Origin of the sequence: Paracoccus shandongensis (genome assembly GCF_017315735.1) — a bacterium.
GTDB lineage: Bacteria > Pseudomonadota > Alphaproteobacteria > Rhodobacterales > Rhodobacteraceae > Paracoccus > Paracoccus shandongensis.
The window spans coordinates 183845-208864 of the sequence record NZ_JAFLRK010000001.1 but is presented as its reverse complement, the minus strand read 5'-3'; the positions used below and the strand labels follow the sequence as shown (position 1 = coordinate 208864).

Annotated in this window: 25 protein-coding genes and 1 tRNA gene; 16 read left to right on the top strand and 10 right to left on the bottom strand. The window is 67.7% G+C overall.

Annotated elements, in window-relative coordinates:
* Positions 1-14 precede the first annotated feature (14 nt).
* Complete coding sequence (locus JX613_RS01050) at positions 15-779, top strand: DeoR/GlpR family DNA-binding transcription regulator (RefSeq protein WP_207099586.1); 765 nt, start codon at positions 15-17, stop codon at positions 777-779.
* 53 nt (positions 780-832) lie between these two features.
* On the opposite strand, the gene JX613_RS01045 is transcribed toward JX613_RS01050, so the two are convergent.
* From JX613_RS01045 to edd, 4 genes are all read right to left on the bottom strand, one after another.
* Complete coding sequence (locus JX613_RS01045; RefSeq protein ID WP_207099585.1) at positions 833-1180, bottom strand: hypothetical protein; 348 nt, start codon at positions 1178-1180, stop codon at positions 833-835.
* Between the two features lie 755 nt (positions 1181-1935).
* A complete protein-coding gene (locus JX613_RS01040) occupies positions 1936-2091 on the bottom strand; it encodes a hypothetical protein (protein WP_207099584.1) in 156 nt (51 codons plus the stop codon).
* A 547-nt stretch (positions 2092-2638) separates the two neighbouring features.
* A tRNA-Ser gene (locus JX613_RS01035) sits at positions 2639-2728 on the bottom strand.
* Positions 2729-2771: 43 nt separating this feature from the next.
* Positions 2772-4574 (bottom strand): phosphogluconate dehydratase, encoded by a 1803-nt coding sequence (gene edd / locus JX613_RS01030; protein WP_207099583.1) that lies wholly within the window; start codon positions 4572-4574, stop codon positions 2772-2774.
* 135 nt (positions 4575-4709) lie between these two features.
* On the opposite strand from edd, the gene JX613_RS01025 reads away from it, so the two are divergent.
* Genes JX613_RS01025 through pgi form a run of 5 tightly spaced genes read left to right on the top strand, consistent with a single transcriptional unit; the run spans position 4710 to position 10250 of the window.
* Positions 4710-5903 (top strand): RSP_2647 family RNA methyltransferase, encoded by a 1194-nt coding sequence (locus JX613_RS01025; protein ID WP_207099582.1) that lies wholly within the window; start codon positions 4710-4712, stop codon positions 5901-5903.
* Entirely contained in the window at positions 5903-6442 is a 540-nt protein-coding gene (locus JX613_RS01020; RefSeq protein WP_207099581.1) for an RSP_2648 family PIN domain-containing protein, read from the top strand. Before JX613_RS01025 ends, JX613_RS01020 begins: the two co-directional genes overlap by 1 nt.
* A 60-nt stretch (positions 6443-6502) precedes the next feature.
* A complete protein-coding gene (zwf, locus tag JX613_RS01015; protein WP_207099851.1) occupies positions 6503-7954 on the top strand; it encodes a glucose-6-phosphate dehydrogenase in 1452 nt (483 codons plus the stop codon).
* A 2-nt stretch (positions 7955-7956) separates the two neighbouring features.
* The gene (gene pgl, locus JX613_RS01010; RefSeq protein WP_207099850.1) at positions 7957-8628 is read left to right on the top strand and encodes a 6-phosphogluconolactonase; all 672 of its coding nucleotides are present in this window, start codon (positions 7957-7959) and stop codon (positions 8626-8628) included.
* Between the two features lie 11 nt (positions 8629-8639).
* Positions 8640-10250, top strand: coding sequence for a glucose-6-phosphate isomerase (gene pgi / locus JX613_RS01005; protein WP_207099580.1), 1611 nt, complete (start codon positions 8640-8642; stop codon positions 10248-10250).
* Between the two features lie 85 nt (positions 10251-10335).
* On the opposite strand, the gene JX613_RS01000 is transcribed toward pgi, so the two are convergent.
* On the bottom strand, positions 10336-10554 hold the full coding sequence (locus JX613_RS01000) for a SlyX family protein (RefSeq protein ID WP_207099579.1): 219 nt from the start codon (positions 10552-10554) through the stop codon (positions 10336-10338).
* 50 nt (positions 10555-10604) lie between these two features.
* Here JX613_RS01000 and hisS point away from each other — a divergent pair, with 50 nt between their 5' ends.
* The 4 genes from hisS to JX613_RS00980 all read left to right on the top strand — a co-directional run bounded on the left by hisS (position 10605) and on the right by JX613_RS00980 (position 14187).
* Positions 10605-12086 (top strand): histidine--tRNA ligase, encoded by a 1482-nt coding sequence (hisS, locus tag JX613_RS00995; protein ID WP_207099578.1) that lies wholly within the window; start codon positions 10605-10607, stop codon positions 12084-12086.
* Positions 12086-13147, top strand: coding sequence for an ATP phosphoribosyltransferase regulatory subunit (locus tag JX613_RS00990; protein ID WP_419538802.1), 1062 nt, complete (start codon positions 12086-12088; stop codon positions 13145-13147). Before hisS ends, JX613_RS00990 begins: the two co-directional genes overlap by 1 nt.
* A complete protein-coding gene (gene hisG, locus JX613_RS00985; protein ID WP_207099576.1) occupies positions 13144-13824 on the top strand; it encodes an ATP phosphoribosyltransferase in 681 nt (226 codons plus the stop codon). The genes JX613_RS00990 and hisG overlap by 4 nt, the downstream gene beginning before the upstream one ends.
* Positions 13825-13917: 93 nt before the next feature.
* Positions 13918-14187 (top strand): DUF2171 domain-containing protein, encoded by a 270-nt coding sequence (locus tag JX613_RS00980; RefSeq protein ID WP_207099575.1) that lies wholly within the window; start codon positions 13918-13920, stop codon positions 14185-14187.
* A 66-nt stretch (positions 14188-14253) separates the two neighbouring features.
* On the opposite strand, the gene ftsY is transcribed toward JX613_RS00980, so the two are convergent.
* The gene (gene ftsY / locus JX613_RS00975; RefSeq protein WP_207099574.1) at positions 14254-15258 is read right to left on the bottom strand and encodes a signal recognition particle-docking protein FtsY; all 1005 of its coding nucleotides are present in this window, start codon (positions 15256-15258) and stop codon (positions 14254-14256) included.
* A gap of 141 nt (positions 15259-15399) precedes the next feature.
* Here ftsY and JX613_RS00970 point away from each other — a divergent pair, with 141 nt between their 5' ends.
* From JX613_RS00970 to ispG, 4 genes are all read left to right on the top strand, one after another.
* A complete protein-coding gene (locus JX613_RS00970; protein ID WP_207099849.1) occupies positions 15400-16692 on the top strand; it encodes an adenylosuccinate synthase in 1293 nt (430 codons plus the stop codon).
* A 74-nt stretch (positions 16693-16766) separates the two neighbouring features.
* Positions 16767-16979, top strand: a complete 213-nt coding sequence (locus JX613_RS00965; protein ID WP_207099573.1) for a DUF2842 domain-containing protein — start codon at positions 16767-16769, stop codon at positions 16977-16979.
* The gene (locus JX613_RS00960) at positions 16976-17638 is read left to right on the top strand and encodes a thiamine diphosphokinase (RefSeq protein WP_207099572.1); all 663 of its coding nucleotides are present in this window, start codon (positions 16976-16978) and stop codon (positions 17636-17638) included. The genes JX613_RS00965 and JX613_RS00960 overlap by 4 nt, the downstream gene beginning before the upstream one ends.
* A gap of 75 nt (positions 17639-17713) precedes the next feature.
* On the top strand, positions 17714-18841 hold the full coding sequence (ispG, locus tag JX613_RS00955; RefSeq protein WP_207099571.1) for a flavodoxin-dependent (E)-4-hydroxy-3-methylbut-2-enyl-diphosphate synthase: 1128 nt from the start codon (positions 17714-17716) through the stop codon (positions 18839-18841).
* A gap of 30 nt (positions 18842-18871) precedes the next feature.
* Here the strand turns inward: ispG and moaA are convergent, their stop codons facing one another.
* Entirely contained in the window at positions 18872-19879 is a 1008-nt protein-coding gene (gene moaA, locus JX613_RS00950; protein WP_207099570.1) for a GTP 3',8-cyclase MoaA, read from the bottom strand.
* Between the two features lie 108 nt (positions 19880-19987).
* On the opposite strand from moaA, the gene JX613_RS00945 reads away from it, so the two are divergent.
* Positions 19988-20491 carry a hypothetical protein gene (locus JX613_RS00945; protein ID WP_207099569.1) on the top strand — a complete coding sequence of 168 codons (504 nt, stop codon included), beginning with the start codon at positions 19988-19990 and terminating at the stop codon, positions 20489-20491.
* On the opposite strand, the gene JX613_RS00940 is transcribed toward JX613_RS00945, so the two are convergent.
* Positions 20479-21153: a DNA alkylation repair protein gene (locus JX613_RS00940; RefSeq protein ID WP_207099568.1), complete on the bottom strand. Its 675-nt coding sequence runs from the start codon at positions 21151-21153 to the stop codon at positions 20479-20481. The two genes, JX613_RS00945 and JX613_RS00940, sit on opposite strands and share 13 nt — an antisense overlap.
* Positions 21154-21235: 82 nt before the next feature.
* On the opposite strand from JX613_RS00940, the gene aroA reads away from it, so the two are divergent.
* Positions 21236-22567 carry a 3-phosphoshikimate 1-carboxyvinyltransferase gene (aroA, locus tag JX613_RS00935; RefSeq protein ID WP_207099567.1) on the top strand — a complete coding sequence of 444 codons (1332 nt, stop codon included), beginning with the start codon at positions 21236-21238 and terminating at the stop codon, positions 22565-22567.
* Here the strand turns inward: aroA and JX613_RS00930 are convergent.
* Positions 22564-22944, bottom strand: coding sequence for a VOC family protein (locus JX613_RS00930; RefSeq protein ID WP_207099566.1), 381 nt, complete (start codon positions 22942-22944; stop codon positions 22564-22566). The two genes, aroA and JX613_RS00930, sit on opposite strands and share 4 nt — an antisense overlap.
* Positions 22945-22998: 54 nt before the next feature.
* The gene (locus JX613_RS00925) at positions 22999-24891 is read right to left on the bottom strand and encodes a propionyl-CoA synthetase (RefSeq protein WP_207099565.1); all 1893 of its coding nucleotides are present in this window, start codon (positions 24889-24891) and stop codon (positions 22999-23001) included.
* Positions 24892-25020: the final 129 nt, after the last annotated feature.

Here is a 25020-nt window from a genome sequence, read left to right as displayed (position 1 = left end):
GGTCTTCTGGACATATGAACATCAGGCAGATGCAGATCCTGGAAGTCGTGCGCGCCTCGGGCCGGGCCAGCGTCGAGGAACTGTCGGCGCGGCTTGAGGTCACGCCCCAGACGATCCGACGCGACCTGGCGGAGCTGGCCGACCAGGGCGTGCTGGACCGCGTCCATGGCGGCGCGATCCTGCGCAGCGGCGCCAGCAACATCGCCTATGAGGAACGCCGGCGCATGAACGAGGACGCCAAGGCCGCCATCGGCCGCGCCTGCGCCGCCGAGATCCCCGACAACAGCTCGGTCATCCTGAACATTGGCACCACGACCGAGGCCGTGGCCCGCGCCCTGCTGCGCCACCGCAACCTGACGGTCGTGACGAACAACATGAACGTGGCCAACATCCTGGCCGCCAACGACAGTTGCGAGGTTCTGGTGGCGGGCGGCCTGCTGCGCCGATCCGACGGCGGGCTGGTAGGGGATCTGACCAGCGAGTTCATGGCCAACTTCAAGACCGACTATGCCATCATCGGCTGTTCCGCCCTGGACGAGGACGGCGACATCCTGGACTTCGACCTGGCCGAGGTGCGGGTCAGTCGCGCGATCCTGCGGCAGGCGCGCGAACGCTGGCTGGTGACGGATTCGGCCAAGCTGGCGCAGAAGGCCCCGATCCGGGTGGTGTCGCTGGCCGAACTGGACGCGGTCTTCATCGACCGACCGGTGCCGGAAGGGTTGCGCAGGGTCTGCGCCGAAGGGGGAACGCGCGTGGTGGTGGCGTCCCCCGGCAGTTGAACCGCCTTTGGCGCCGACCCCTGGGGGTCAGCACCTGGAAGGAAGCCCGGGCCTTAGCGCGTGGCCAGTTGCACCGCTGCGCCCTGGGCCGAAATCTCGACCACATCGCCCTTGTCCGCGAAGGTATAAAGCGTCTGCGGCTTGCCCGGCATCGAGAACCGCACCTCGTCCCCGCCATCCAGGCGCATCACGACACGCTGCGGCTTCTGGTTGCCGCGGCCGCGGAACATGGCGGTGACTTCATGCGCCCCGTCGGGCAGATCCGTGCGATAGGCCACCATGTCCAGCGCGCCGGTATGAAGGCTTCCCGCCTGGAGCGGCGCCGAAAGCGCAACGACTTCGGCAGAAGCGGGCGCCGCAAGGGCAAGGGCGGCGGCAGCGGTCAAAAGAATGGTTTTCATGGTCAGGTTCTTTCTGGATTTAGGGCAGGGTCCAGGGTGGCGCGCGGCGCAAACGGTTCCTGCGGGACGGTCAAGGGGCTTGCCGGGGCAGGCGCTTGGACAGCAGGTCGCGGTCCGCCTTCGGATCCGGGTCCGTGCCCGGGAGGCATCCGGCATCGTCATAAGGCAGCCTGCTGCGCAAGGTCGAGACAGCGGCAAGGCAGCCGAAAACCCGGCCAGCCTGTGATGAGCGGAAGCGATGATCACCCTGCGGAAACTCCTTGCCAAGGACAAAGCCGTTTCCTCCCTGTCGCCCAAGGTCGTCCTTCCGACTGCCGGCCGCAACCGCCGATGCTGCATGGCAGCATTGCGGTTGGGACAAGCGCGGGGTCGGCGCAGGTTTTTTGTGCATGACAAGGGCGTGTTTGCGAAAGGCCTGGAGTCTTGTGGCTGGCAGGATAGCCGGGCAACCGTCAGCGCGCGGTCGTGATCGGTATCCACGCGCCCATCCGGGGCGCGACTGCTGCCGTCCGCGACCAGCTTGGAATTGATCGCCACAAGGTTGCCGTTGCGGTCGATCACCACTTCGGGCCGATCCGTTCCGAGGAATAGCCACGGCGCGGCGCCTCGCCCGCCTGGGCGATCCGGTCGTCAAGGCTGTTCAAAGCCGACAGGATCGTCATTGCGCCAGCCGTTCGGACCGGGAGCGGGCCACGTCGATGATGCCGTCCCCAGCCTAGCGCAAAAGAACCGAGCCTCGTGGCCCCTTGCCTGGGCTATGTCGTAAAGCATCCAGGCGCGCGGAACACCCGCGGAAAGCTGATATCCACCCCCGCCTCGATCAGGCTGGTGCTGACCAGCCAGACCGGCTGCCCTGCGGACAGCCGCTCTCGCACCTCGGCCAGCACGGCCCGGCGGTGCCGTGTTGTCATGGTGGTCGCGCCGGGCAGGTTGCGGAAACACCTCTCCCCACCTTTTCGTATTTTACGGCAACCAGTTCGGTGACGCCATTCCTAAGTTGAAGGGCCTTGCCCAGTATGTAGAACGCTTCGGCGTCCAGTATCTACGGATATATGCTGTCGCGAAGATCGCCGATATATTTCGGATCCTCGACCTGAAGGAAGCGGCAACGCGTGCAGCAGTCTTGGCTGCAACATCCATCAAGGCGCTGTATGAAGGAGGCGCATGCGTCGGACTACTTGGTCTGAGCCATTATCTTTTTCGATCTATGCGACGAGCGGCAGGCGTTTATCATTGCAAAAGTGAAGCGCCATCCAGGGATAAATTAAGCCGAGACAGACACTTAACCCGTATAACTGGAATGGGTCTGGTTAACAGGTCCGGAGAATTTGAGTCCGGAGAGAACACGTATGCGCCTTCCGAAGCGGGAGCTTGTTAACAGCCCCTCCCGCATAACCCACGAAACAACGGAAAAATCTGGCCGCAGCCTGATCGGGAGAACGCTTTCGCGCAGGCAAGTGGCGGAGCAGGTGGGATTCGAACCCACGGGACCATTGCTGGCCCGGCGGTTTTCAAGACCGCTGCCTTAGACCGCTCGGCCACTGCTCCGTCGGGGCTGCGTAACCCCTGGCAGGGCGATTGCCAAGATCCCTTACACCACCACGCCCGCGCCTTCGGTCGCAGGGCCGGCGACCGCGCGGAAGGCGGCGAACAGCTCGCGGCCCATGCCTTCGCTGCTGGGGGCGGGATCGTGCGCCGCAGCAGGGCGGGAATCAAAATCCGGGGCGAGGCAGTCGATGGTGCCGGAAGAGGCGTCCAGGCGGATCAGGTCGCCGTCGCGGACGCGGGCGAGGGGGCCGCCGACGGATGCCTCGGGCGAGATGTGGATGGCGGCGGGAACCTTGCCCGAGGCGCCGGACATGCGGCCGTCGGTCAGAAGGGCGACCTTCAGGCCTCGGTCCTGCAGGACGGCCAGGATCGGGGTCAGCGAGTGAAGCTCGGGCATCCCGTTGGCGCGCGGGCCCTGGAAGCGGACGACGACCACGGTGTCTTTCGTGAACTCGCCCGCCTTGAAGGCGTCCTTGACCTGGTCCTGGTCGGAAAAGACACGGGCGGGGGCCTCGATCACGTGGCGTTCGGGGGCGACGGCGCTGACCTTGATGACGCCCCGGCCCAGGTTGCCGCCAAGCTGCTTCAACCCGCCGGTCCTGGCGAAGGGGGTGTGCGCGGGGCGCAGGATCTTGTCGTTCAGGGTGTCGCGGGATCCTTCCTCCCACCGGATGGCCTCGCCGTCCAGCTTGGGCTCGGCGGTATAGCCGTCAAGGCCGGTGCCATTGATGGTCTTCACGTCCGGGTGCAGCAGTCCGGCCTTCAGCAGTTGGCCGATCATGTAGCCGATGCCGCCCGCCGCGTGGAAATGGTTCACGTCGGCCAGGCCGTTGGGATAGACGCGGGCCATCAGCGGCACCGATTCCGAGATGTCGTGGAAGTCCTGGATGTCGAGGAGGATGCCCGCGGCCTTGGCCATGGCCGGGATGTGCATCACCAGGTTCGTGGACCCGCCCGTCGCCATCAGGCCGACGATGCCATTCACGAAGGCCTTTTCGTCCAGAACCTCGCCCGCGGGCAGGTAGTCGTTGCCAAGCCGCGTGATCGCGGCGGCGCGCTGGACGCCGGCCACGGTCAGGGCGTCGCGCAGGGGGGTGTTGGGGTTCACGAAGCTGGACCCGGGCAGGTGCAGGCCCATGAACTCCATCAGCATCTGGTTGCTGTTGGCGGTGCCGTAGAAGGTGCAGGTGCCGGGGGAATGATAGGACGCCATCTCGGCCGCCATCAGCGCGTCGCGTCCGACCTCGCCTGCCGCGAATTGCTGGCGGATGCGGGATTTCTCGTCATTGGGCAGGCCCGAGGGCATGGGACCGGCAGGCAGGAACACCGCCGGGACATGGCCGAAGGTCGCGGCGGCCATGACTAGGCCCGGCACGATCTTGTCGCAGACGCCCAGATAGACCGCCGCGTCGAAGCAGTCGTGCGACAGCGCCACGCCCGCCGCCAATGCGATCACGTCGCGGGAAAACAGCGACAGCTCCATCCCTGCGCGGCCCTGGGTCACGCCGTCGCACATGGCGGGAACGCCGCCCGCGACCTGGACCGTGGCGCCCGCCGCATGGCCCGCCGCCCGGATCAGGTCGGGGAAACGTTCATAGGGCTGATGGGCCGACAGCATGTCGTTATAGGCGGTCACGATGCCGATGTTGGGCTTGCACGTCAGCGCCAAGTCGTCCTTGTCGGGCATCGCGGCATAGGCATGGGCCTGGTTGCCGCAGGACAGGTGGGCGCGGCGCGGGCCTTCGGCGGCCGCGCGGGCGATCTTGGCCAGATAGGCATCGCGCGTGGGCCGGGACCGGGCGCGGATCCGGTCGGTGACGCGGTCGATGGTGGCGTGCAGGGTCATGGCTGGCTCCTTCTGCGTAAGAAGAATATAGGGTGTTAGCGTTAACGGTTCAATGTCTCTTGTGACGTGGCGGGCTGCGGTCTTGTGCCGGGCGGGGCGGCGTGCCAGATCCCGCCTGCGAAAAGGATGAACCCGATGACCGATCTGCCCGTGCTGCGCCTGCGCCCGAAATCCAAGCCCCAGGCGATCCGCCACGGCTTTCCCTGGGTCTTCGCGGACGAGGCCGTGCTGGACCGCCGCAGCCGCAACATTCCTGTGGGCGGTTTCGCCGTGCTGGAGGATGCGGAGCGCAAGCCCCTGGGCCTGGTGACGGTGAACACCGCTTCCAAGATCGTAGGGCGGGTGATGGATGCCGATCCCGAAGCTGTGATCGACGGCGACTGGCTGCGCGCCAAGCTGGCCCGCGCCTTGCAGATGCGGGAACGGCTGTATGACGCGCCCTTCTACCGCCTGGTCCATGCCGAGGCGGACGGGCTGCCCGGCCTGGTGATCGACCGCTTCGGCGATGCGGCGGTGATCCAGCCCAACGCCGCCTGGGCCGACCGCATGGCCCAGGATCTGGCCGATGCGCTGATGCAGGTTACGGGGGTGGCGACCGTGATCCTGAACGGGCAGGGCCGCGCGCGGGGCCTGGAGGGCCTGGAGGAACGGATGGAGGTTCTGCGTGGCGATGCGCCCGCCGAACCCGTGGCTGTGCCGATGAATGGCGCGATCTATCTGGCCGACCTGATGGGCGGACAGAAGACCGGGCTGTTCTTCGACCAGCGGCCGAACCAGGCCTTTGCGCAACGGCTGGCGAAGGGGGCCACGGTGCTGGATATCTTCAGCCATGTGGGTGGCTTCGGGCTTGCGGCGTTGGCGGCAGGTGCGACCCATGCCACCTGCATCGACGGCAGCGCGGCGGCGCTGGATCTGGCCAAGGGCGGGGCAGGGCGGATGGGTGCCGAAGGCCGGCTGGACACCATCCAGTCCGACGCCTTCAAGGCCATGGAACAACTGGCCGCCGAAGGCCGCCGCTTCGATGTCGTGGTCTGCGACCCGCCGGCCTTCGCGCCCTCGAAACTCGCGTTGGAGGCTGGGCTGCGCGCCTATGAGCGTGTGGCGAAACTGGCCGCGCCGCTGGTCGCGCCCGGCGGCTATCTGGGGCTGTGCAGCTGTTCCCACGCCGCCGACCTGACGGCCTTTCGCAATGTCAGCGCGCGCGGCATCGGGCGGGGCGGGCGTCGAAGCGTCCTGATCCATACGGGCCAAGCTGGGCCGGATCACCCGATGCTGCCGCAACTGGCGGAAACCGGATACCTCAAGGCGCTGTTCTTCCGGCTGGACTGATGCGCGCGGTTCTTGACGCCAACGTCCTGTTCCCGACCATCCTGCGCGAGATCCTGACCGATCTGGCAGGGGCGGGGCTGTTCGTGCCGCTGTGGTCGCCGCGCATCCTGGCCGAATGGCGCCATGCCGCCGCCCGGCTTGGGGCGGATCAGGATGCCGTAGCAGGGGCCGAGATCGCGCTGCTGCGCGATCGCTTTCCCGGGGCCGAACTGCCCGACGACGGCACGCGTGCCATCGACCTGCCTTTCCCTGACCCCGCCGACCGCCATGTGGTCGAAGCCGCGCTGGCAGGGAACGCCCCCCTGATCGTGACCGCGAACCTGCGCGATTTTCCCCAAGTCCTGATGGCGGGCCTTGGTTTGCGGGCGATCCATCCCGATGCCTTCCTGCTGGATCTGCTGGCGGCGGATCCGCCCGCTGTCGGCAAGGCCGTCCAGGCGGCGCGCGACAAGGCGGCCGCCATGGGGGGCGACATGACCGCCCACGAAATGCTCAAACGCTGCCGCCTGCCCCGGCTGGCCAAGGCCCTGAGAGGTTGAACAGAGGTGCTGTTAACGCTAACGAGGGACATGGCGACCGCCAACCGCAAGGAGGACAGCATGGTCTCGCGCGTCATTCCCGTTGATGACTTCGATCTGGTGATTTTCGGCGCCACGGGCGATCTGGCGCGCCGCAAGATCCTGCCCGGCCTGTTCCGGCGCTTCGTGGCAGGGCAGTTCCCCGAAACATCCCGGATCATCGGCGCGGCGCGCACCGAACAGGACGACGATGCCTTCCGCGAGGATGCGGCCAGGGCCATCGTGGAATTCGCGGGCGTGCAGGACGACGATCCCCGCCTGGCGCAGTTCCTGCAACTGCTGGGCTATACCCCCATTGACGCCAAGGGCGACGGGGGGTGGGCGGATCTCAAGGCCCGGATGCGCGACGGGGCGGTCCATGCCTTCTACTTCTCGGTCGCGCCGGCGCTGTTCGGGGACATTGCCGAACGGCTGGCGGCGAACGGCATCGCGGATGCGGACAGTCGCATCGTGGTCGAAAAACCCTTTGGCCGCGACCTCAAGACGGCGCGCGCGCTGAACGCCATGCTGGCCCAGCATTTCCGGGAAGAACAGATCTATCGCATCGACCATTACCTGGGCAAGGAAACCGTCCAGAACCTGATGGCCGTCCGCTTTGCCAACATCCTGTTCGAGCCCTTGTGGAATTCCCAATACGTCGATCACGTCCAGATCACGGTCGCCGAAACCGTGGGCGTGGCCGGGCGCGGCAGCTATTACGACAAGTCGGGCGCGATCCGCGACATGGTCCAGAACCACATGATGCAGCTTCTGTGCCTGATCGCGATGGAGCCGCCCTATCACTTCGACCCCAACGCCGTGCGCGACGAAAAGCTGAAGGTGATCCGCGCGCTGCAACCCGTGGAACCTGGCGACATCGTGCGCGGCCAGTATCAGGCGGACGGCAAGTCCACCGGCTATCTTGAGGATTCGGAAAACCCGGATTCGCGGACCGAAAGCTATGTCGCGATGAAGGTCTGCATTTCCAACTGGCGCTGGCAGGGCACGCCCTTCTACCTGCGCACCGGCAAGAAGCTGCGCGCCCGCACCAGCGAGATCGCCATCGTCTTCCGCGAGCCGCCCCATTCCATCTTCGACGACAGCGGCGCGCCCAAGGCCAACGAACTGGTCATCCGCCTGCAACCGAACGAGGGGATGAACCTCAAGGTGATGATCAAGGAACCGGGGCCGGGGGGGATGCGGCTGGTGCAGGTGCCGCTGGACATGTCCTTCGCGCAGGCCCTGGGGACCGACGGCAGCGACATGCCCGACGCCTATGAACGCCTCATCATGGACGTGATCCGTGGCAACCAGACCCTGTTCATGCGCGGCGACGAGGTCGAGGCCGCCTGGGCCTGGACCGACCCGATCATCGCCGCCTGGGAAGACAGCAAGCGCCGGCCCGAACCCTATGATGCGGGATCTTCCGGCCCCGAGGAAGCGTTGCGCCTGCTGCATCGCGACAATCGCCGATGGAGGGAAATCCGCGGATGAGCATGACCTTCAAGGAATACCCCGACCGCGAGATGCTGTCCCTGTCGCTGGCCGACCAGATGGCCTCGCAACTGGCGCAGCAATTGCGCACGGGCGACATCGCCAGCCTTTGCGTGCCCGGCGGCACCTCGCCCACGCTGGTCTTCGAGACACTGAGCGGGGCGGATCTGGACTGGGACCGCGTGACGGTCTTTCTGGGCGACGAACGCTGGGTGGACGGCGACCACAAGCGGTCGAACGGCCGCCTGCTGCGCCGCCACCTGCTGCGCGACAAGGCGGCGAGGGCGCGTTACATCGACCTCTACACCGGCACGGAGACCCCGGACGAGGCTGCCCCGGCACTGGCCGAGGCGATCCGCCCGCACCTGCCGATCACCGTGGTCCTGCTGGGCATGGGCAACGACATGCACACCGCCAGCCTGTTCCCCGGCGCCGACCGCCTGGCCGAGGGGCTGGCGGCCGACGCCCCCCTGGTCCTGCCGATCCGCGCCGAAGGGGCGGAGGAACCGCGCATCACCCTGACGCGCCCGGCCCTGGCCGATGCGATGAATGTCCATGTCCTGATCATGGGCCCGGAAAAGCGCGAGGCGCTGGAGCGCGCGCAAAAGCTGGACCCGCTGGAGGCGCCGATCCGCGCCTTTCTGGACAACGCGACCGTTCACTGGGCCGAATAGGAGCCTTCCCCATGACCGACCTTTGGACCCGCCTGAAATCCCACCGCCAGGCGCAGGGCAGCCGACGCATCACCGACCTGTTCGATGCCGACCCTGACCGCGCCCGCGCCTTCTGCACCGAAGCCGACGGCCTGGTCTTCGATTGGTCCAAGACGACCATCGATGCGGGCGCGCGCGACCTGCTGGTCGAACTGGCCGAGGGCGCGGACGTGGCGGGTCGCCGCGAGGCGATGTTCACCGGCCAGAAGATCAACGAGACCGAAGGCCGCGCCGTCCTGCACACCGCCCTGCGCAACCTGCGCGGCAGCGTCATGGTGGACGGCCAGGACGTGATGCCCGCCGTGCGGGAAACCCATGACCGCATGGCAGATTTCGCCCGCGACGTGCGGTCGGGCGCCTTCACGGGGCAGGGCGGCACCATCACCGACGTGGTCAATATCGGCATCGGCGGGTCCGACCTTGGTCCCTACATGGCCGTGCTGGCGATGGCGCCCTATCACGACGGGCCCCGCTGCCATTTCGTCAGCAACGTGGACGGCGCCGACATTGCCGACACGCTGAAGGGGCTGGACCCGGCGACGACGCTGGTGATCGTCGCCTCCAAGACCTTTACCACCATCGAGACGATGACCAACGCCCAGACCGCGCGGGACTGGATGGGGCGCGTGGTGACGGATCCGGCGGCGCAGTTCGTGGCCCTGTCCTCGGCCACGGACAGGACGGCCGAGTTTGGCATCGACCCGTCGCGCGTCTTCGGGTTCGAGGATTGGGTCGGCGGGCGCTATTCCGTCTGGGGGCCGATCGGGCTGTCGCTGATGCTGGCCATCGGGGACCAGCGTTTCGACGAGTTCCTGGCGGGCAGCGCGGCAATGGACGCGCATTTCCGCGCGGCGCCGCTGGCGGAAAACCTGCCGGTGCTGCTGGCCCTGGTCGGCATCTGGCACCACCAGGTCTGCGGCTATCCGACGCGTGCGGTGCTGCCCTATGACAACCGCCTGCTGCGCCTGCCCGCCTATCTGCAACAGCTTGAGATGGAATCGAACGGCAAGCGCGTGGCGATGGGCGGGTCCGATCTGGCCCTGCCGTCCGGTCCGGTCGTCTGGGGCGAGCCCGGCACCAACGGCCAGCACGCCTTCTATCAACTGATCCACCAGGGCACGACGCCCGTTCCCTGCGAATTCATCCTGGCCGCGCGCGGGCACGAGGATGACCTGGCCCACCACCACATCCTGCTGGCCGCGAACTGCCTCGCCCAGTCCGAGGCGCTGATGCGCGGCCGCACGCTGGAGGAGGCGCGCGCCCTGATGGCCGCCAAGGGCCTGGAAGGCGCGGAACTGGACCGCCAGGCGCGCCACCGCGTGTTCCCGGGCAACCGCCCCTCGACCACGCTGCTGATCGAGAAGCTGACCCCCTTCACCCTGGGCCAGATCGTCGCGCTGTATGAACACCGCGTGTTCGTCGAGGGCGTGATCCTGGGGATCAACAGCTTCGATCAGTGGGGGGTCGAACTGGGCAAGGAACTGGCGCTGAAGGTCGAGCCGCTGCTGAAGGGCGAGGCCGCGCCGGGGCATGATCCTTCGACCGAGCATCTGGCAAGCCTGTTCCGGCAGATGCGCGGGTAGGACACAGTGCTGGGGGGCTGTCTGCCCCCCATTCCCTTCGGGAATTCCCCCCGAGGATATTTCCGTGAAGAAGAAGTCCTGCCGCCTACCAATGCGGCGGGCGCTGGTCGGCCAAGGGGATCTGGCCTTCGGCATCGGCCTGCTGTTCGGCGGCGAAGCGCATCAGCATTTCGACGCGGCGGGTCAGCAAGGCAATCTCGCCATCCTGGCGGGCGATGACCTCGTGCAACTCGTCGGTCACGCGGGTCAGGTGGGCCAGCGTTTCCTCAAGCTGCTGGAATCGCGCGTGGGTATCCTTGTCCATATCGGCCCCTTCGGTTAAGGCAGCCACGGATTGGCCGGAAAGGCAGGACCATGGCGAAAGATCAGAAAAAACAGCCCCGTCCCAAGGCGGAAACGCCCAAGGGCTTTCGCGACTATTTCGGCGCGGACGTGACCGAACGCAAGGCGATGCTGGACCGGATCGCCGAAATCTATCACCGCCATGGCTTCGATCCCCTGGAAACCAGCGCCGTCGAGACGGTCGAGGCCCTGGGCAAGTTCCTGCCCGACGTGGACCGCCCCAATGCCGGCGTCTTTGCCTGGCAAGAGGAAGCGGTGCCCGGGGGCGGGTCGGGCGACTGGCTGGCGCTGCGATACGACCTGACGGCGCCGCTGGCCCGCGTGGCGGCGCAGTTCCGCAATGACCTGCCCTCGCCCTATCGCCGCTATGCCATGGGGCCGGTCTGGCGGAACGAGAAGCCGGGGCCGGGACGGTTCCGGCAGTTCTATCAATGCGATGCGGATACGGTCGGGTCGGCCAGCGTGGCGGCGGATGCTGAGATCTGCGCGATGCTGGCGGATGCGCTGGAGGCCGTGGGGATCGCGCGCGGCGACTACATCGTGCGGATCAACAACCGCAAGGTTCTGAACGGCGTGCTGGAGGCGGCCGAAGTCCGCCCGGATCAGGCCGACGACGTGCTGCGCCAGATCGACAAGTTCGACAAGGTTGGCCGCGATGGCGTGCTGGCGCTGCTGACCACGGGCCGCAAGGACGACAGCGGCGCGATGATCGAGGGCGTGGGGCTGTCCGAGGCGCAGGCCGCCCCGGTGCTGGCCTTCCTGACCTCGAAAGGCGCGGACAACGCGGCGACGCTGGCGAACCTGCGTGCGGCGGTCGGCGCGTCGGCCATCGGGGCCGAGGGCGTGGACGAACTGGCCGAGATCGCCGGGATGCTGGCCGCGATGGGCGTGGCCGAGGATCGCGCGGTCATCGACCCCTCGGTCGTGCGCGGCCTTGGCTATTACACCGGCCCTGTCTTCGAGGCCGAACTGACCTTCGAGATCCTGGACGAGAAGGGCCGCAAGCGGCAGTTCGGATCGGTCGCGGGCGGCGGGCGCTATGACGGGCTGGTGGAACGCTTCACGGGCCAGAAGGTGCCCGCGACGGGCGTGTCCATCGGTGTGGACCGTCTGCTGGCCGCCTTGCGCGCCAAGGGGCTGGCTGGAACGCAGGCGCAGGGGCCGGTCGTCGTCACGGTGATGGACCGCGACCGGATGGCGGATTACCAGGCCATGGCCGCCGACCTGCGCGCGGCGGGCATCCGGGCCGAGGTTTACCTGGGCAATCCGAAGAACTTCGGCAACCAGTTGAAATATGCCGACAAGCGCGGCGCGCCGGTCGCGATCATCCAGGGCGGGGACGAGGCCGCGCGCGGCGTGGTGCAGGTCAAGGATCTGGTCCTGGGCGCGCGCATCGCGGCCGAGGCCAGCCATGACGAATGGAAGGCGCAGCCCGCCCAGACCGAGGTTCCGCGCGCCGATCTGGCCGCGGAAGTGAAACGGATCATCGGATGATCCCCAAGCGCGACAAGCAGGCCATCGGCCAACGCTTCCTGGCGGCCTTCCGCGAGGCAGGCGCGGCCGAGGTCGCGCCCGACATCCTGCTGCCCGCCGATACCCTGCTGGATCTGTATGGAGAGGATATCCGCGCCCGCGCCTATACCTCGACCGATCCCCTGCGGGGAGAGGTGATGCTGCGCCCGGATTTCACCGTGCCGGTGGTGCAGATGCACATGGCGGGGGGTGCGGAACCCGCGCGCTACTGCTATCTGGGCGAGGTCTTCCGCAAGCAGGATCCGGGTGAGGAACGCCCCGCCAACCCGCGCGACAACGAATACCTGCAAGCCGGTTTCGAGCTGTTCGCCCATGACCCCCAGGCCGATGCCGAGGTCTTCGCGCTGTTCCACCGGCTGCTGGCGCCATACCGCTTGCGCGCGGTGACGGGCGACATGGGCTTGGTGATGGATGCCGTGCGCGCGCTGCCTCTGCCGGATGCCCGGCGGGATGCGCTGCTGCATCACGTCTGGCGGCCCGGTCGGTTCGGGCGGCTGCTAAAGCGGTTCTCGCAGCCCGCCGCGCCGCGCGTCTTTGCCGACAGCGCCGCCCCCTGGGCCGGGCTGCGGTCCGAGGACGAGATGGAGCGGCGCATGGCCCGGCTGATGGCCGACCGGGACGCCGCGCCTCTGGATCCGGTCTGGATTGCGCGGCTGGACCGGCTGTTCGCCATCAGTGCGCCCATGCCGGACGCCCTGGCGCAACTGTCGGACCTGGCGCGGGACTGGCCCGCCCTGACGCCCGCCATCGGGCGTGTCGAGGAACGGGCGGGGATGCTGGCCGACAGGGGTGTCGCGCCGGAAACGGTCCTGTTCGATGCAAGCCACGGCCACCGCACGATGGAATATTACGACGGCCTCACCTTCAGCTTCCTGGCCGAAGGACGCGCAGGCTGGCCCCCCGTGGCAACCGGGGGGCGGTATGACGCGCTGACCGCCGTGCTGGGTCGCGGCGGGCGGGCGATCCCCGCCGTGGGCGGCATCATCCGACCGGGCCTTGTCGCCGAACTGGAGGCCGCATGATCCGGCTGGGCGTGCCGTCCAAGGGGCGGCTGATGGAACAGACCTTCGACTGGTTCGCCGCGCGCGGGGTGGCCTTGTCGCGCAGCGGGTCGGACCGCGAATATGCGGGCCGGGTCGAGGGTGCGGACGGCGTGTCGCTGGTCCTGCTGTCGGCGGGCGAGATCCCGCGCGACCTGGCGGCGGGCCGGATCGAACTGGGCGTGACCGGCACCGACCTGGTGCGCGAAAAGCTGGCGGGCTGGCGGTCCGACGTGGCCGAGGTCGCGCCGATGGGCTTCGGCCATGCAGACCTGATCCTGGCGGTACCCGAGTGCTGGCGCGATTGCGAGAACCTGGACGATTTCGCCGCCATCGCCCGCGATTTCCGCGCGGCCCACGGGTTCCGCCTGCGGATCGCCACCAAGTATCACCGCCTGGTGCGCGCCTGGCTGGCGGGCCACGAGGTCGCCGATTACCAGCTGGTCGATTCGCAGGGTGCGACCGAGGGCACGGTGGCCAACCAGACGGCCGAAGCGATCGCGGACATCACCAGTTCGGGCGAAACCCTGCGGGCCAATCACCTGAAAATCCTGCCCGATGCCCTGATCCTTGCCAGCCAGGCGACGTTGTTCGCCAACCGCGCCGCCGCTGAAACGGCCGAGGCGCAGGCGTTCCTGTCCCTTTTGACGGGCAGGTAAGGCCGCGCCTTGCGCGCTGCACGGATCGAATCGGCCGGACCGGACGTTATCGCGGTGCCGCACAAGGACGCGGCGGAAAGCGGAGGATTCGCAATGGTCGATGCAAGCCAGATCAAGGAGCATATGGAGGTCGTGGGCGCCGACGGCGTGCATGTGGGCAAGGTGGACCACCTGGACGGCGACCGCATCAAGCTGACCCGCAAGGACGAGGCGCATGGCCAGTCCATGGACCACCACCATTATCTGCCCCTGGCGGATGTCGCGTCGGTCGATGGGGGCAAGCTGTGGCTGTCGGCCAATGCCGCCAATGCGGGGCAGCTGCTTCAGGAAAAGGACGGCTCGCCGATCGAGGATGGCATGTGACATGACGAAAGGCCGGATGAACGACATCCGGCCTTTGTCTTTGCGGGTGATCCCGTCGGCCGCGCCCTAAAGCCCGACCAGGGCGCGGGCAAAATCGTTCGCGTCGAAGGCGTCCAGGTCGTCGATCTGCTCGCCCACGCCGATGGCGTGGATCGGCAGGCCGAAGCGGTCGGCCAGCGCCACCAGAACGCCGCCCCGCGCGGTGCCGTCCAGTTTTGTCATCACAAGGCCCGACACGTCGGCCAGTTGGCGGAAGGTTTCCACCTGATTGAGCGCGTTCTGCCCGGTGGTCGCGTCCAGCACCAGCAGGGTGTTGTGCGGGGCGGTCGGATCCTTCTTGCGGATCACGCGGACGATCTTGGCCAGTTCCTCCATCAGATCCTGGCGGTTCTGAAGACGGCCTGCCGTGTCGATCATCAGCAGGTCGGCGCCTTCGGCCTCGGCCCGCGCCATGGCGTCATAGGCCAGGCTGGCCGGGTCGCTGCCTTGGGCCGCGACCATCACCGGCACGCCCGCCCGCTGGCCCCAGATCTGCAGCTGTTCCACCGCCGCCGCGCGGAAGGTATCGCCCGCCGCGATCATCACCGACTTGCCCGCCGCGCGGAACTGGCTGGCCAGCTTGCCGATGGTGGTGGTCTTGCCCGCGCCGTTCACGCCCACGACCAGAACGACCTGCGGCTTTTTCGGATAAAGGGGCAGGGGGCGCGCGACGGGGGTCATGATCCGCGCGATCTCGCCCGCCAGCAGTTCCTTGAGTTCGGTGGAGGACAGGCGGCGGCCCATGCGCCCCTCGGCGATGTTGGCGGTCACGCGCAGGGCGGTGTCCACGCCAAGGTCGGCCTGGACCAGCATGTCCTCCAGTTCCTCCAGCATGGCGTCGTCAAGGGCGCGGCGGGGTTCCTCGGGCTTGGGCGAGGTGCCGAACAAGCGGCCGACAAGGCCCGGCGCGGGGGCGGCGGGTGCCGGGGCAGGGGCTGCCTCGGGCGCGGCCTCGACGATGTCGTCCAGGCCTTCGCCGATCTTCGCCGAAGACCGCGTCAGCCGGTCGCGCAATTTGGTGAAAAACGACATGCCCGCACCTTTCCAAGTCCAGCCCGGACCCTAATCGCTGCGGACCGAAAGGAAAAGGGCGGCAAATCCCGGCTTTCCCCCGGCCCGCCCTTGCGCTAGACCCTGCCCCGGACATTTTCCGGGCAGATGGAAGGACCGTTCATGGCCAATGTGGTGGTTGTCGGCGCGCAATGGGGCGACGAGGGCAAGGGCAAGATCGTCGATTGGCTGAGCGAGCGGGCCGACGTGATCGCCCGCTTCCAGGGCGGCCACAATGCCGGGCACACGCTGGTCATCGGCGGCAAGGTCTTCAAGCTGTCGCTGCTGCCGTCGGGCATCGTGCGGGAAGGCAAGCTGGCGGTGATCGGCAACGGCGTGGTGCTGGACCCCTGGTCGCTGTTTTCCGAAATCGACAAGCTGGCGGGGCAGGGCGTCGCCATCAGCACCGACAACCTGATGATCGCGGAAAATACCCCGCTGATCCTGCCCTTGCACCAGGATCTGGACAAGCTGCGCGAGGAAGCGGCCGGTGCCTCGAAGATCGGCACCACCGGGCGCGGCATCGGCCCCGCCTATGAGGACAAGGTGGGCCGCCGCACGATCCGCGTGGCCGACCTGGGCGACGAGGAAACGCTGGACGCGCGCCTGGACCGTCTGCTGGCCCATCACGACGCGCTGCGCCAGGGCCTTGGCGCGGAACCCATCGACCGGGCGGATCTGAAGTCCAAATTGCTGGAGATCGCGCCGAAGCTGCTGCCCTATGCCCAGCCGGTCTGGAAGATCATGGCCGACGCCCGCAAGGCCGGAAAGCGCATCCTGTTCGAGGGCGCGCAGGGCTCGCTTCTGGACATCGACTTCGGCACCTATCCCTATGTCACCAGCTCGACCACGATGTCGGGGATGGCGGCCTCGGGGACCGGCATGGGGCCGTCGGCCATCGGCTTCGTGCTGGGGATCGTCAAGGCCTATACCACCCGCGTGGGCGAGGGGCCGTTCCCGACCGAATTGCACGACGGCGACGGCCAGCGTCTGGGCGAGCGGGGGCATGAATTCGGCACCGTCACGGGCCGCAAGCGGCGCTGCGGCTGGTTCGACGCGGTGCTGGTGCGCCAGACCTGCGCCATCAGCGGCGTGAACGGCATCGCCCTGACCAAGCTGGATGTGCTGGACGGGTTCGAGACTCTGAAGATCTGCGTGGGATACGAGATCGACGGGGTGAAATACGATTACCTGCCGACCGCCGCCGCCTTGCAGGCCAAGGTCACGCCGATCTATGAGGAAATGGAGGGCTGGCAGGAGTCGACCCAGGGGGCGCGGTCCTGGGCCGATCTTCCGGCGGCGGCGATCAAGTATGTGCGCCGGGTCGAGGAACTGATCCAATGCCCGGTCGCGCTGCTCTCGACCAGTCCCGAGCGGGACGATACGATCCTGGTGACGGATCCTTTTGCCGATTGAGGGCGCAAGCCGGGGGTTTCACACCCCCGGACCCCCGTGGGATATTTAGACCAAAGTGAAAAGGGGAGGCGGTGATGAACCTGAAGACGCGCAAACGGCTGTCGCTGCTGATCCTGGTAGTCGGGATGCCGCTGTATGTCGTGGCGGCGGTGACGCTGGTCAACTGGATGGATGCGCGCTTTGGCCGCCAGCCGATCCTGGTCGAGGTCGCGATCTATGTGGGCCTTGGCATCCTGTGGATCCTTCCCTTCAAGCGGGTCTTTTCCGGCATCGGGCGCGGGGAATGATTCCGCCGCTGGTCATCTCGGACCGGGGGGTGACGGTGATCGGCGGGGGCACGGCCACGCCCTATGACCTGCAGACGGCGCTTGTGGTGGCGCCCACCCTGGTGGCGGCGGATGGGGGCGCGGACCGGGCGCTTGCCCTGGGCCGAACGCCGGACTGGGTGATCGGCGATCTGGACAGCATCACCCCGGGGGCGAGGAAGCTGATCCCGGCGGGGCGCATCCATCACGTGGCCGAGCAGGACAGCACCGATTTCACCAAATGCCTGACCCGCATCGCCGCGCCCTTCGTGATGGCGGTGGGATTTGCGGGCCTGCGGCTGGATCACACGCTGTCGGCGCTGACCACCATGGCCTATACCCCCCGGCCCTTCGTGATCCTGCTGGCCTCGGATGACGTGGTGTTTGTGGCACCGTCCCGGTTGACCTTGCCGCTGATGCCGGGGACGCGCGTGTCGCTGTATCCCATGGGACCGGCGCGGGGGATCAGCACGGGCCTGGAATGGCCCATCGAGGGGATCGAGTTCGCGCCGGGCGGACGTGTGGGCACGTCCAACAGGGCGAACGGCGTCGTCACCCTGCGGATCGAGGGCAAGATGCTGCTGATGCTGCCGCGCAGCACGCTGGCCACGGTGATGACGGCCCTGCGGCTGCCTGCCTGATCAAAGCCCCGTGCGGCGGTTGCCGGTTTGGCCGCGATGGCTTATCTGCAAAGGGCGAACCCGCGGAGGCCTTGCATGTCGCTGAACCCCATCCGTCCCTGGCGCAACATCGAGCGTCGCAAGTCGCGCCAGATCATGGTGGGCCGCGTTCCCGTGGGGGGCGACGCGCCGATCAGCGTGCAGACTATGACCAACACCAACGGCCATGACGTGCGCGCCACGCTGGACCAGGTGATCCGCGCCGCCGACGCGGGGGCCGACATCGTGCGGATTTCCGCGCCCGACCAGGAAACCACGCGGGCGCTGCGCGAGATCTGCCGCGAAAGCCCGGTGCCGATCGTGGCCGACATCCATTTCCACTACAAGCGCGCCATCGAGGCCGCCGAGGCGGGCGCGGCCTGCCTGCGCATCAACCCCGGCAATATCGGCGATGCCACCCGCGTGCGCGAGGTCATCAAGGCAGCCAAGGACCACGGCTGTTCGATCCGCATCGGTGTCAATGCCGGTTCGCTGGAACGACACCTGCTGGAGAAATACGGCGAGCCTTGCCCGGATGCGATGGTCGAGTCGGGTCTGGATCACATCAAGATCCTTCAGGACAACGATTTCCACGAATTCAAGATCAGCGTGAAGGCCAGCGACGTGTTCCTGTCCGCCGCCGCCTATCAGCAGCTTGCGGATGCGACGGACGCGCCGATCCATCTGGGCATCACCGAGGCGGGCGGATTCGTCGGCGGCACGGTGAAGTCGGCCATAGGGCTTGGCAACCTGCTGTGGATGGGCATCGGCGACACGATCCGCGTCAGCCTGTCCGCCGATCCGGTCGAGGAGGTGAAGGTCGGGTTCGAGATCCTCAAGTCGCTGGGCCTGCGGACGCGGGGGGTGCAGATCATCTCCTGCCCGTCCTGCGCGCGGCAGGGGTTCGACGTGATTCGCACCGTCGAGGCGCTGGAAAAGCGGCTGGAACACATCAAGACGCCCATGTCGCTGTCGATCATCGGCTGCGTGGTTAACGGCCCGGGCGAGGCGCTGATGACCGATATCGGCTTCACCGGCGGCGGCGCGGGCAGCGGCATGGTCTATATGGCCGGGCGGCAGAGCCACAAGATGACGAACGCGCAGATGATCGACCATATCGTGCAACTGGTCGAGGAACGGGCCGAGAAGATCGAGGCGGAAGCAGGCGTTCAAGCGGCCGAGTAGGGTACGTTCCGGTGCGTGCAGGCACGCACCCTATCCGCCGGTATGGCTCATGTGGCGGGACATCTGGCCGGCGACGGTCTGGCGGGAATAGTCGAAATCGTGGCCCTTGGGCTTGTGCGCGATGGCGGCGCGGATGGCATCTTTCACCGCCGCATCGTCGGCGGAGGCCCGCAAGGGCGCGCGCAGGTCGGCGCGATCTTCCTGGCCCAGGCACATGTAAAGTTCCCCGGTGCAGGTCAGGCGCACGCGGTTGCAGCTTTCGCAGAAATTGTGGGTCAGCGGCGTGATGAAGCCGATCTTCTGGCCGGTTTCCTGCAGGCGGACATAGCGGGCCGGGCCGCCGGTGCGTTCGGCCAGGTCGATCAGGGTAAAACGTTCGGCCAGTCGCGCGCGCAGGTCGGACAGCGGCCAATACTGGTCCAGCCGATCCTCGTTCCCCAGATCGCCCATCGGCATGACCTCGATGAAGGTCAGGTCGTGGCCTTGGTCGCCGCACCAGCGGACCAGGTCGAACAACTCGCTGTCGTTCACGCCTTTCAGCGCCACGGCGTTGATCTTGACCCGAAGGCCTGCGGCGGTGGCGGCGCGGATGCCGTCCAGCACCTGCGGCAGGCGGCCCCAGCGGGTGATCGCCGCGAACTTGTCGGGGTCCAGCGTGTCCAGCGAGACATTGACCCGTCGGATGCCGCAATCGGCCAGCTCGCTGGCGTATCGACCCAACTGGCTGCCGTTGGTGGTCAGCGTCAGTTCGTCCAGCCCCGTGCCAAGATGGCGCGACATGGCGTGGAAGAAGGACATGATGTTGCGCCGCACCAGCGGCTCGCCCCCGGTGATGCGCAGCTTGCGCACGCCCAGGTCCACGAAGGCGCTGCACAGGCGGTCCAGTTCCTCCAGCGTCAGAAGCTCGGCCTTGGGCAGGAACTGCATGTGTTCGGCCATGCAATAGACGCAGCGGAAATCGCAGCGGTCCGTGACCGACACCCGCAGATAGGTGATCGGCCGCGCGAAGGGGTCGATAAGGGGGGCCGACTGTTGCATGGTCCCAATCTAGGCGCGCGCGAGGCCGCGCACAAGCGGCGAGCGGCTGGACGGGGTCGCGCCGGGCAGGCTAGGCTGCGCGCGAGAACGGGACAGAAGGGACAATCCATGCGTATCACCACCGCCGCACCGGCGCTGATCCTGACTGCGGGCCTTCTGGCGGGCTGCACCGAAGGGGCGATGACCGCCAGCCGCAGCACGGCGGCCCCGAAGACGCAGATGACGACCGAACAGGTGGCGGCGGCGACCGCCGTCACCCGCGCACCCGCGCCGCGTCCGGCGGCCCGCGCAACGGCGGCGCAACTGGACACGACCACGCCGGAACAGCGGGCCGAGGCCGCAAGGCCCGCCCAGGCGGCCGAGACGAAGCTGGGCAGCACCATCGCCTCGCTTGGCGATCCGACCGAGGGCGGGTTCTGGATCAAGACGCCGCTGGTCAAGGAACGCGGACTGGGCCGGATCGTGGATCCGGCGACCGGCAAGTCGGCCAAGGTGGACCTGATCCCGCTGGACGGCCCGGCCAGCGGCGGATCGCAGGTGTCCTTGCCCGCCCTGCAATTGCTGGGCGTGTCGCTGACCGACCTGCCGACGATCGAGGTTTATCGGTCCTGAACCAGCCGCGCCACGTCCTTGCGCGCAAAGGGCTTCATCCGCGCCCCGTGATCGGCCAGGAAGGCGCGGACGCGGGGCGCGTCGCGTTTGGACAGATCGCGCAGCCACCAGGCGATGGCCTTCTGGATGAAGGTGTCCCGGTCGTCCGCCAGCCGTGCGGCCCAGTCCAGCACGCGTTCGCGCGCCTCCAGATCGGCGGGCTTGGGGTTGTTCATCTTGGCCCAGGGCAGGGTGCCCACCAGGGCCGCGCGGCGGGTCCAGGGGTTCGGGTGATCCAGCCAGGCTTCGACCTGATCCAGCCGGGCGGGATCGGCCACCAGCCGCTTTTGCCCTGCGATCATCGCGTGGTCGGCGATGGCCCAGCCGTCGAACTGCGGCACCCATGAGGCGATCAGCGCCCACGCGGCCTCGTCGGGGCGGATGCGGGCCTGCGTCAGCAGCTTGGCCGCGGCAAGGCGCGCCTCGTGGATGTCGCTGTTCCACAAGGCTGCCGCCAGGGCAATGCGCCCGTCCAGGTCGCGGGAGGCGCGCCATTCGGCCACCAGGTCGTCGATCTGCGGGTTCGCGACGCCCAGATAGGTCCGCGCCGCCTTGTGCCAGGCCAGCATCTCGTCGGCCTTGCCGGCATCCGCCAGCGCCCGCAGCGCATCCAGTTCGTTCATCACGGCCTCCGTCCCGCTGTTCTAGGGGTGGCAGAGGTCACGCGCCAGCGGTAAAAGACCCGCGCAATCAACAGGTGTGCCCATGTCCCATTCGTCCGATCCCCGCCCCATGACCGCCCGCCGCAGCGGCGCCCTGCGCGGGGTCGCGACCGTTCCGGGCGACAAGTCGATCAGCCACCGCGCGCTGATCCTGGGCGCGCTGTCGGTGGGCGAGACGCGGATCACCGGATTGCTGGAAGGCCAGGACGTGCTGGACACGGCCAAGGCGATGGCGGCCTTTGGCGCCCAGGTCGAACGGCTGGGGCAGGGCGAATGGTCGGTGCATGGGGTGGGCGTCGGCGGGTTTTCCGAACCCGAGGGCGTGATCGACTGCGGCAATTCCGGCACCGGCGTGCGGCTGATCATGGGGGCCATGGCCACGACGCCGATCACCGCGACCTTCACCGGCGATGCCAGCCTGTCGCGCCGCCCGATGGCCCGCGTGACCGATCCGCTGGCCCTGTTCGGCGCGCAGATCACCGCGCGCGAAGGCGGGCGGTTGCCGATCACCATCGAAGGCGCGGCCGATCCGCTGCCCGTGTGTTACCGCACGCCGGTCGCCAGCGCGCAGATCAAGTCGGCGATCCTGCTGGCGGGCCTGAATGTGCCGGGCGAGACGGTGGTGATTGAATCCGAACCCACCCGCGATCATTCCGAACGGATGCTGGCGGGCTTTGGCGCGGATATCCGAACCGAGACGACGGACGAAGGCCATGTCATCACGCTGCAAGGCCGCCCCGAACTGCGCGCGCAGCCGGTGGCCGTGCCGCGCGATCCGTCCAGCGCGGCCTTTCCGGTGGCCGCCGCGCTGATCGTGCCAGGATCCGAGATCCGCGTGCCCGGCGTCAGCCGCAACCCGACCCGTGACGGGCTGTATGTCACGCTGCTGGACATGGGCGCGGACATCGCCTTTGAAAACCCGCGCGAGGAAGGGGGCGAGCCGGTGGCCGACCTGCTGGTCCGCCATGGCCCCCTGAAGGGCGTCACCGTTCCGGCGGAACGCGCGGCCAGCATGATAGACGAATTCCCGATCCTGTCCGTGATTGCTGCCTTTGCCGAGGGCGCGACCGTGATGAACGGCGTGGCGGAACTGCGCGTCAAGGAAAGCGACCGCATCGACGCCATGGCGCGCGGGCTGGAAGCCAATGGCGTGACGGTCGAGGAAACCCGGGACAGCCTGACCGTTCACGGCATGGGCCGCGTGCCGGGCGGCGGCATGGCGGTCACGCATCTGGACCACCGGATCGCCATGTCCTTCCTGGTGCTGGGCTTGGCGACCGAGGCGCCGGTCTCCATCGACGACGGCGCGCCCATCGCGACCTCGTTCCCCGACTTCCTGCCCTTGATGCAGGGGTTGGGGGCGGATCTGGGCTAGGCGGCGCGTTCGTCGAACTTCGCCTCGATATTGTTGCCGTCGGGGTCGCAGAGATAGGCGGCGTAATAGCCGGGATGGTAATCGCGCAATCCCGGCGCGCCGTTGTCGGTGCCGCCTGCGGTCAGGCCGGCGGCGTGGAAGGTCTGCACCGCCTCGCGGGAATGGGCAATGAAGGCCAGGTGGATCCGGCTGGGCGGGGTATGGGCATCGGCCTGGTCCAGGTAGAAACCGTCGATTTCCAGCCAGTCGCGGCCGATGCGGACGTCGTCGCCCCGGCCCAGGGCCTCGAACACGGCCTGGTAGAAGGCCATGGCCTGGTCGAGATGGACCGACCGCAGGTGGATGTGGTCGATGACGGGTGGTATTTTTTCGGTCATGCGCGCCTCCGGCAATCGAACGCGGAGGCAGCGCTTTGGTTCGGCAAATCTTTGTCAGGCGTGCTGCGGATAACCGACGGCGCGCAGGGCGGTGGCGATCTCGTCCAGGATGGCGGGGTCGTCGATGGTGGCGGGGGTGTTGAAGGGCTGGCCATCCGCGATCTTGACCATCGTGGCGCGCAGGATCTTGCCCGACCGCGTCTTGGGCAGGCGGTCCACCACGCAGGCGGTCCTGAAGGCCGCGACCGGGCCGATCTGGTCGCGGACCATGCCCACGACTTCCTTCACGACCTGGGTGTCGGGGGTGTTCGTGCCCTTCTTCAGGCACAGGAAGCCCAGCGGCATCTGGCCCTTCAGGCTGTCGGCCACGCCGATCACCGCGCATTCGGCCACGGCGGGGTGGGCTGACAGAACCTCCTCCATCGCGCCGGTGGACAGGCGATGGCCCGCGACGTTGATCACGTCGTCGGTGCGGGCCATGATATACAGGTAGCCGTCCTCGTCGATATAGCCCGCGTCGCCCGTTTCGTAATAGCCGGGGAAATGCGACAGATAGGACTTGGTGAAGCGGTCGGCGGCGTTCCACAGGGTCGGCAGGGTGCCCGGCGGCAGGGGCAGCTTGATCGCAACCGCGCCCAGGGTGCCGGGGGGAACGGGATGGCCCTCCTCGTCCAGAACCTGCACGTCATAGCCCGGCAGCGCGACCGAGGGGCTGCCGTGCTTGACCGGCAGCAGTTCGATCCCGACCGGGTTCGCGGCGATGGGCCAGCCGGTTTCGGTCTGCCACCAGTGGTCGATGACCGGCACGCCCAGCTTTTCCTCGGCCCACTGGATGGTGTCGGGATCGGCGCGTTCGCCCGCCAGATACAGCGTCTTGAAATGACGCAGGTTGTAGTCGCCGATCAGCGTGCCGTCCGGGTCTTCGCGGCGGATGGCGCGGATCGCGGTGGGGGCGCTGAAGACGCTTTTGACGCGGTGGTTCTGGATCACCCGCCAATAGGCGGCGGCGTCGGGGGTGCCCACCGGCTTGCCCTCGAACACGATGGTGGTGGCGCCGACGGCCAGCGGGCCATAGCAGATATAGCTGTGGCCCACGACCCAACCCACGTCCGAGGCCGCCCAGAACACGTCGCCCGCCTCGATGTCATAGACGTTCTTCATCGACCAGGCGAGCGCGACCATGTGCCCCCCGGTATGGCGCACCACGCCCTTGGGCTGGCCCGTGGTCCCCGAGGTGTAAAGGACATAGGCCGGGTGGTTCCCCTCGACCGGGACGCATTCGGCGGGTTCGACGCCGTATTGAAAGCTGTGCCAGGCCACGTCGCGGCCCGGGGTCAGTTCGGCCACCTCTTGTTCCCGTTGCAGGATCACGCAGAAGTCGGGCTTGTGCGTCGCTTCGTCGATCGCCCGGTCCAGCAGCGGCTTGTAATGGACGATCCGGCCCGGTTCGACCCCGCAGGACGCGGCGATGATCGCCTTGGGCGTGGCGTCGTTGATGCGGACGGCCAGTTCATGCGCCGCGAAGCCGCCGAAGACGACGGAATGGATCGCGCCCAGGCGGGCGCAGGCCAGCATCGCCTCCAGCGCCTCGGGGACCATGGGCATGTAGATGATGACCCGGTCGCCCTTTTCGATGCCCTTGGCGCGCAGGGCGCCTGCCAGGCTGGCGACCCGGTCGCGCAATTCGGCATAGGTGATGCCGCGATAGGACCGGGTGATCGGGCTGTCATGGATGATGGCAAGCTGGTCGCCGCGTCCGGCCTCGACATGGCGGTCAACGCAGTTCCAGCAGGCGTTCAGGGTGCCGTCCGCGAACCATTCCCCGGCCGGTCCCCCGTCGAAGAAGGCCCGGCTTGGGGGGCGGTCCCAGTCGATCTTGCGGGCGGCGTCCAGCCAGAACCCCTCGGGGTCCGACTGCCAGGCGGCATAGGTGTCGCGATACGACATGGCGGTATCTCCTCACTCCTGCCGCATGTGTTACGCAAGCGGCGAGGCTTTGCGCAACAATGTTAGCGGGGCAGGTAAGAGGCATGTGGCAAAATATAGCAGATATGGGCCGGAAGCGTTTGCAAACCG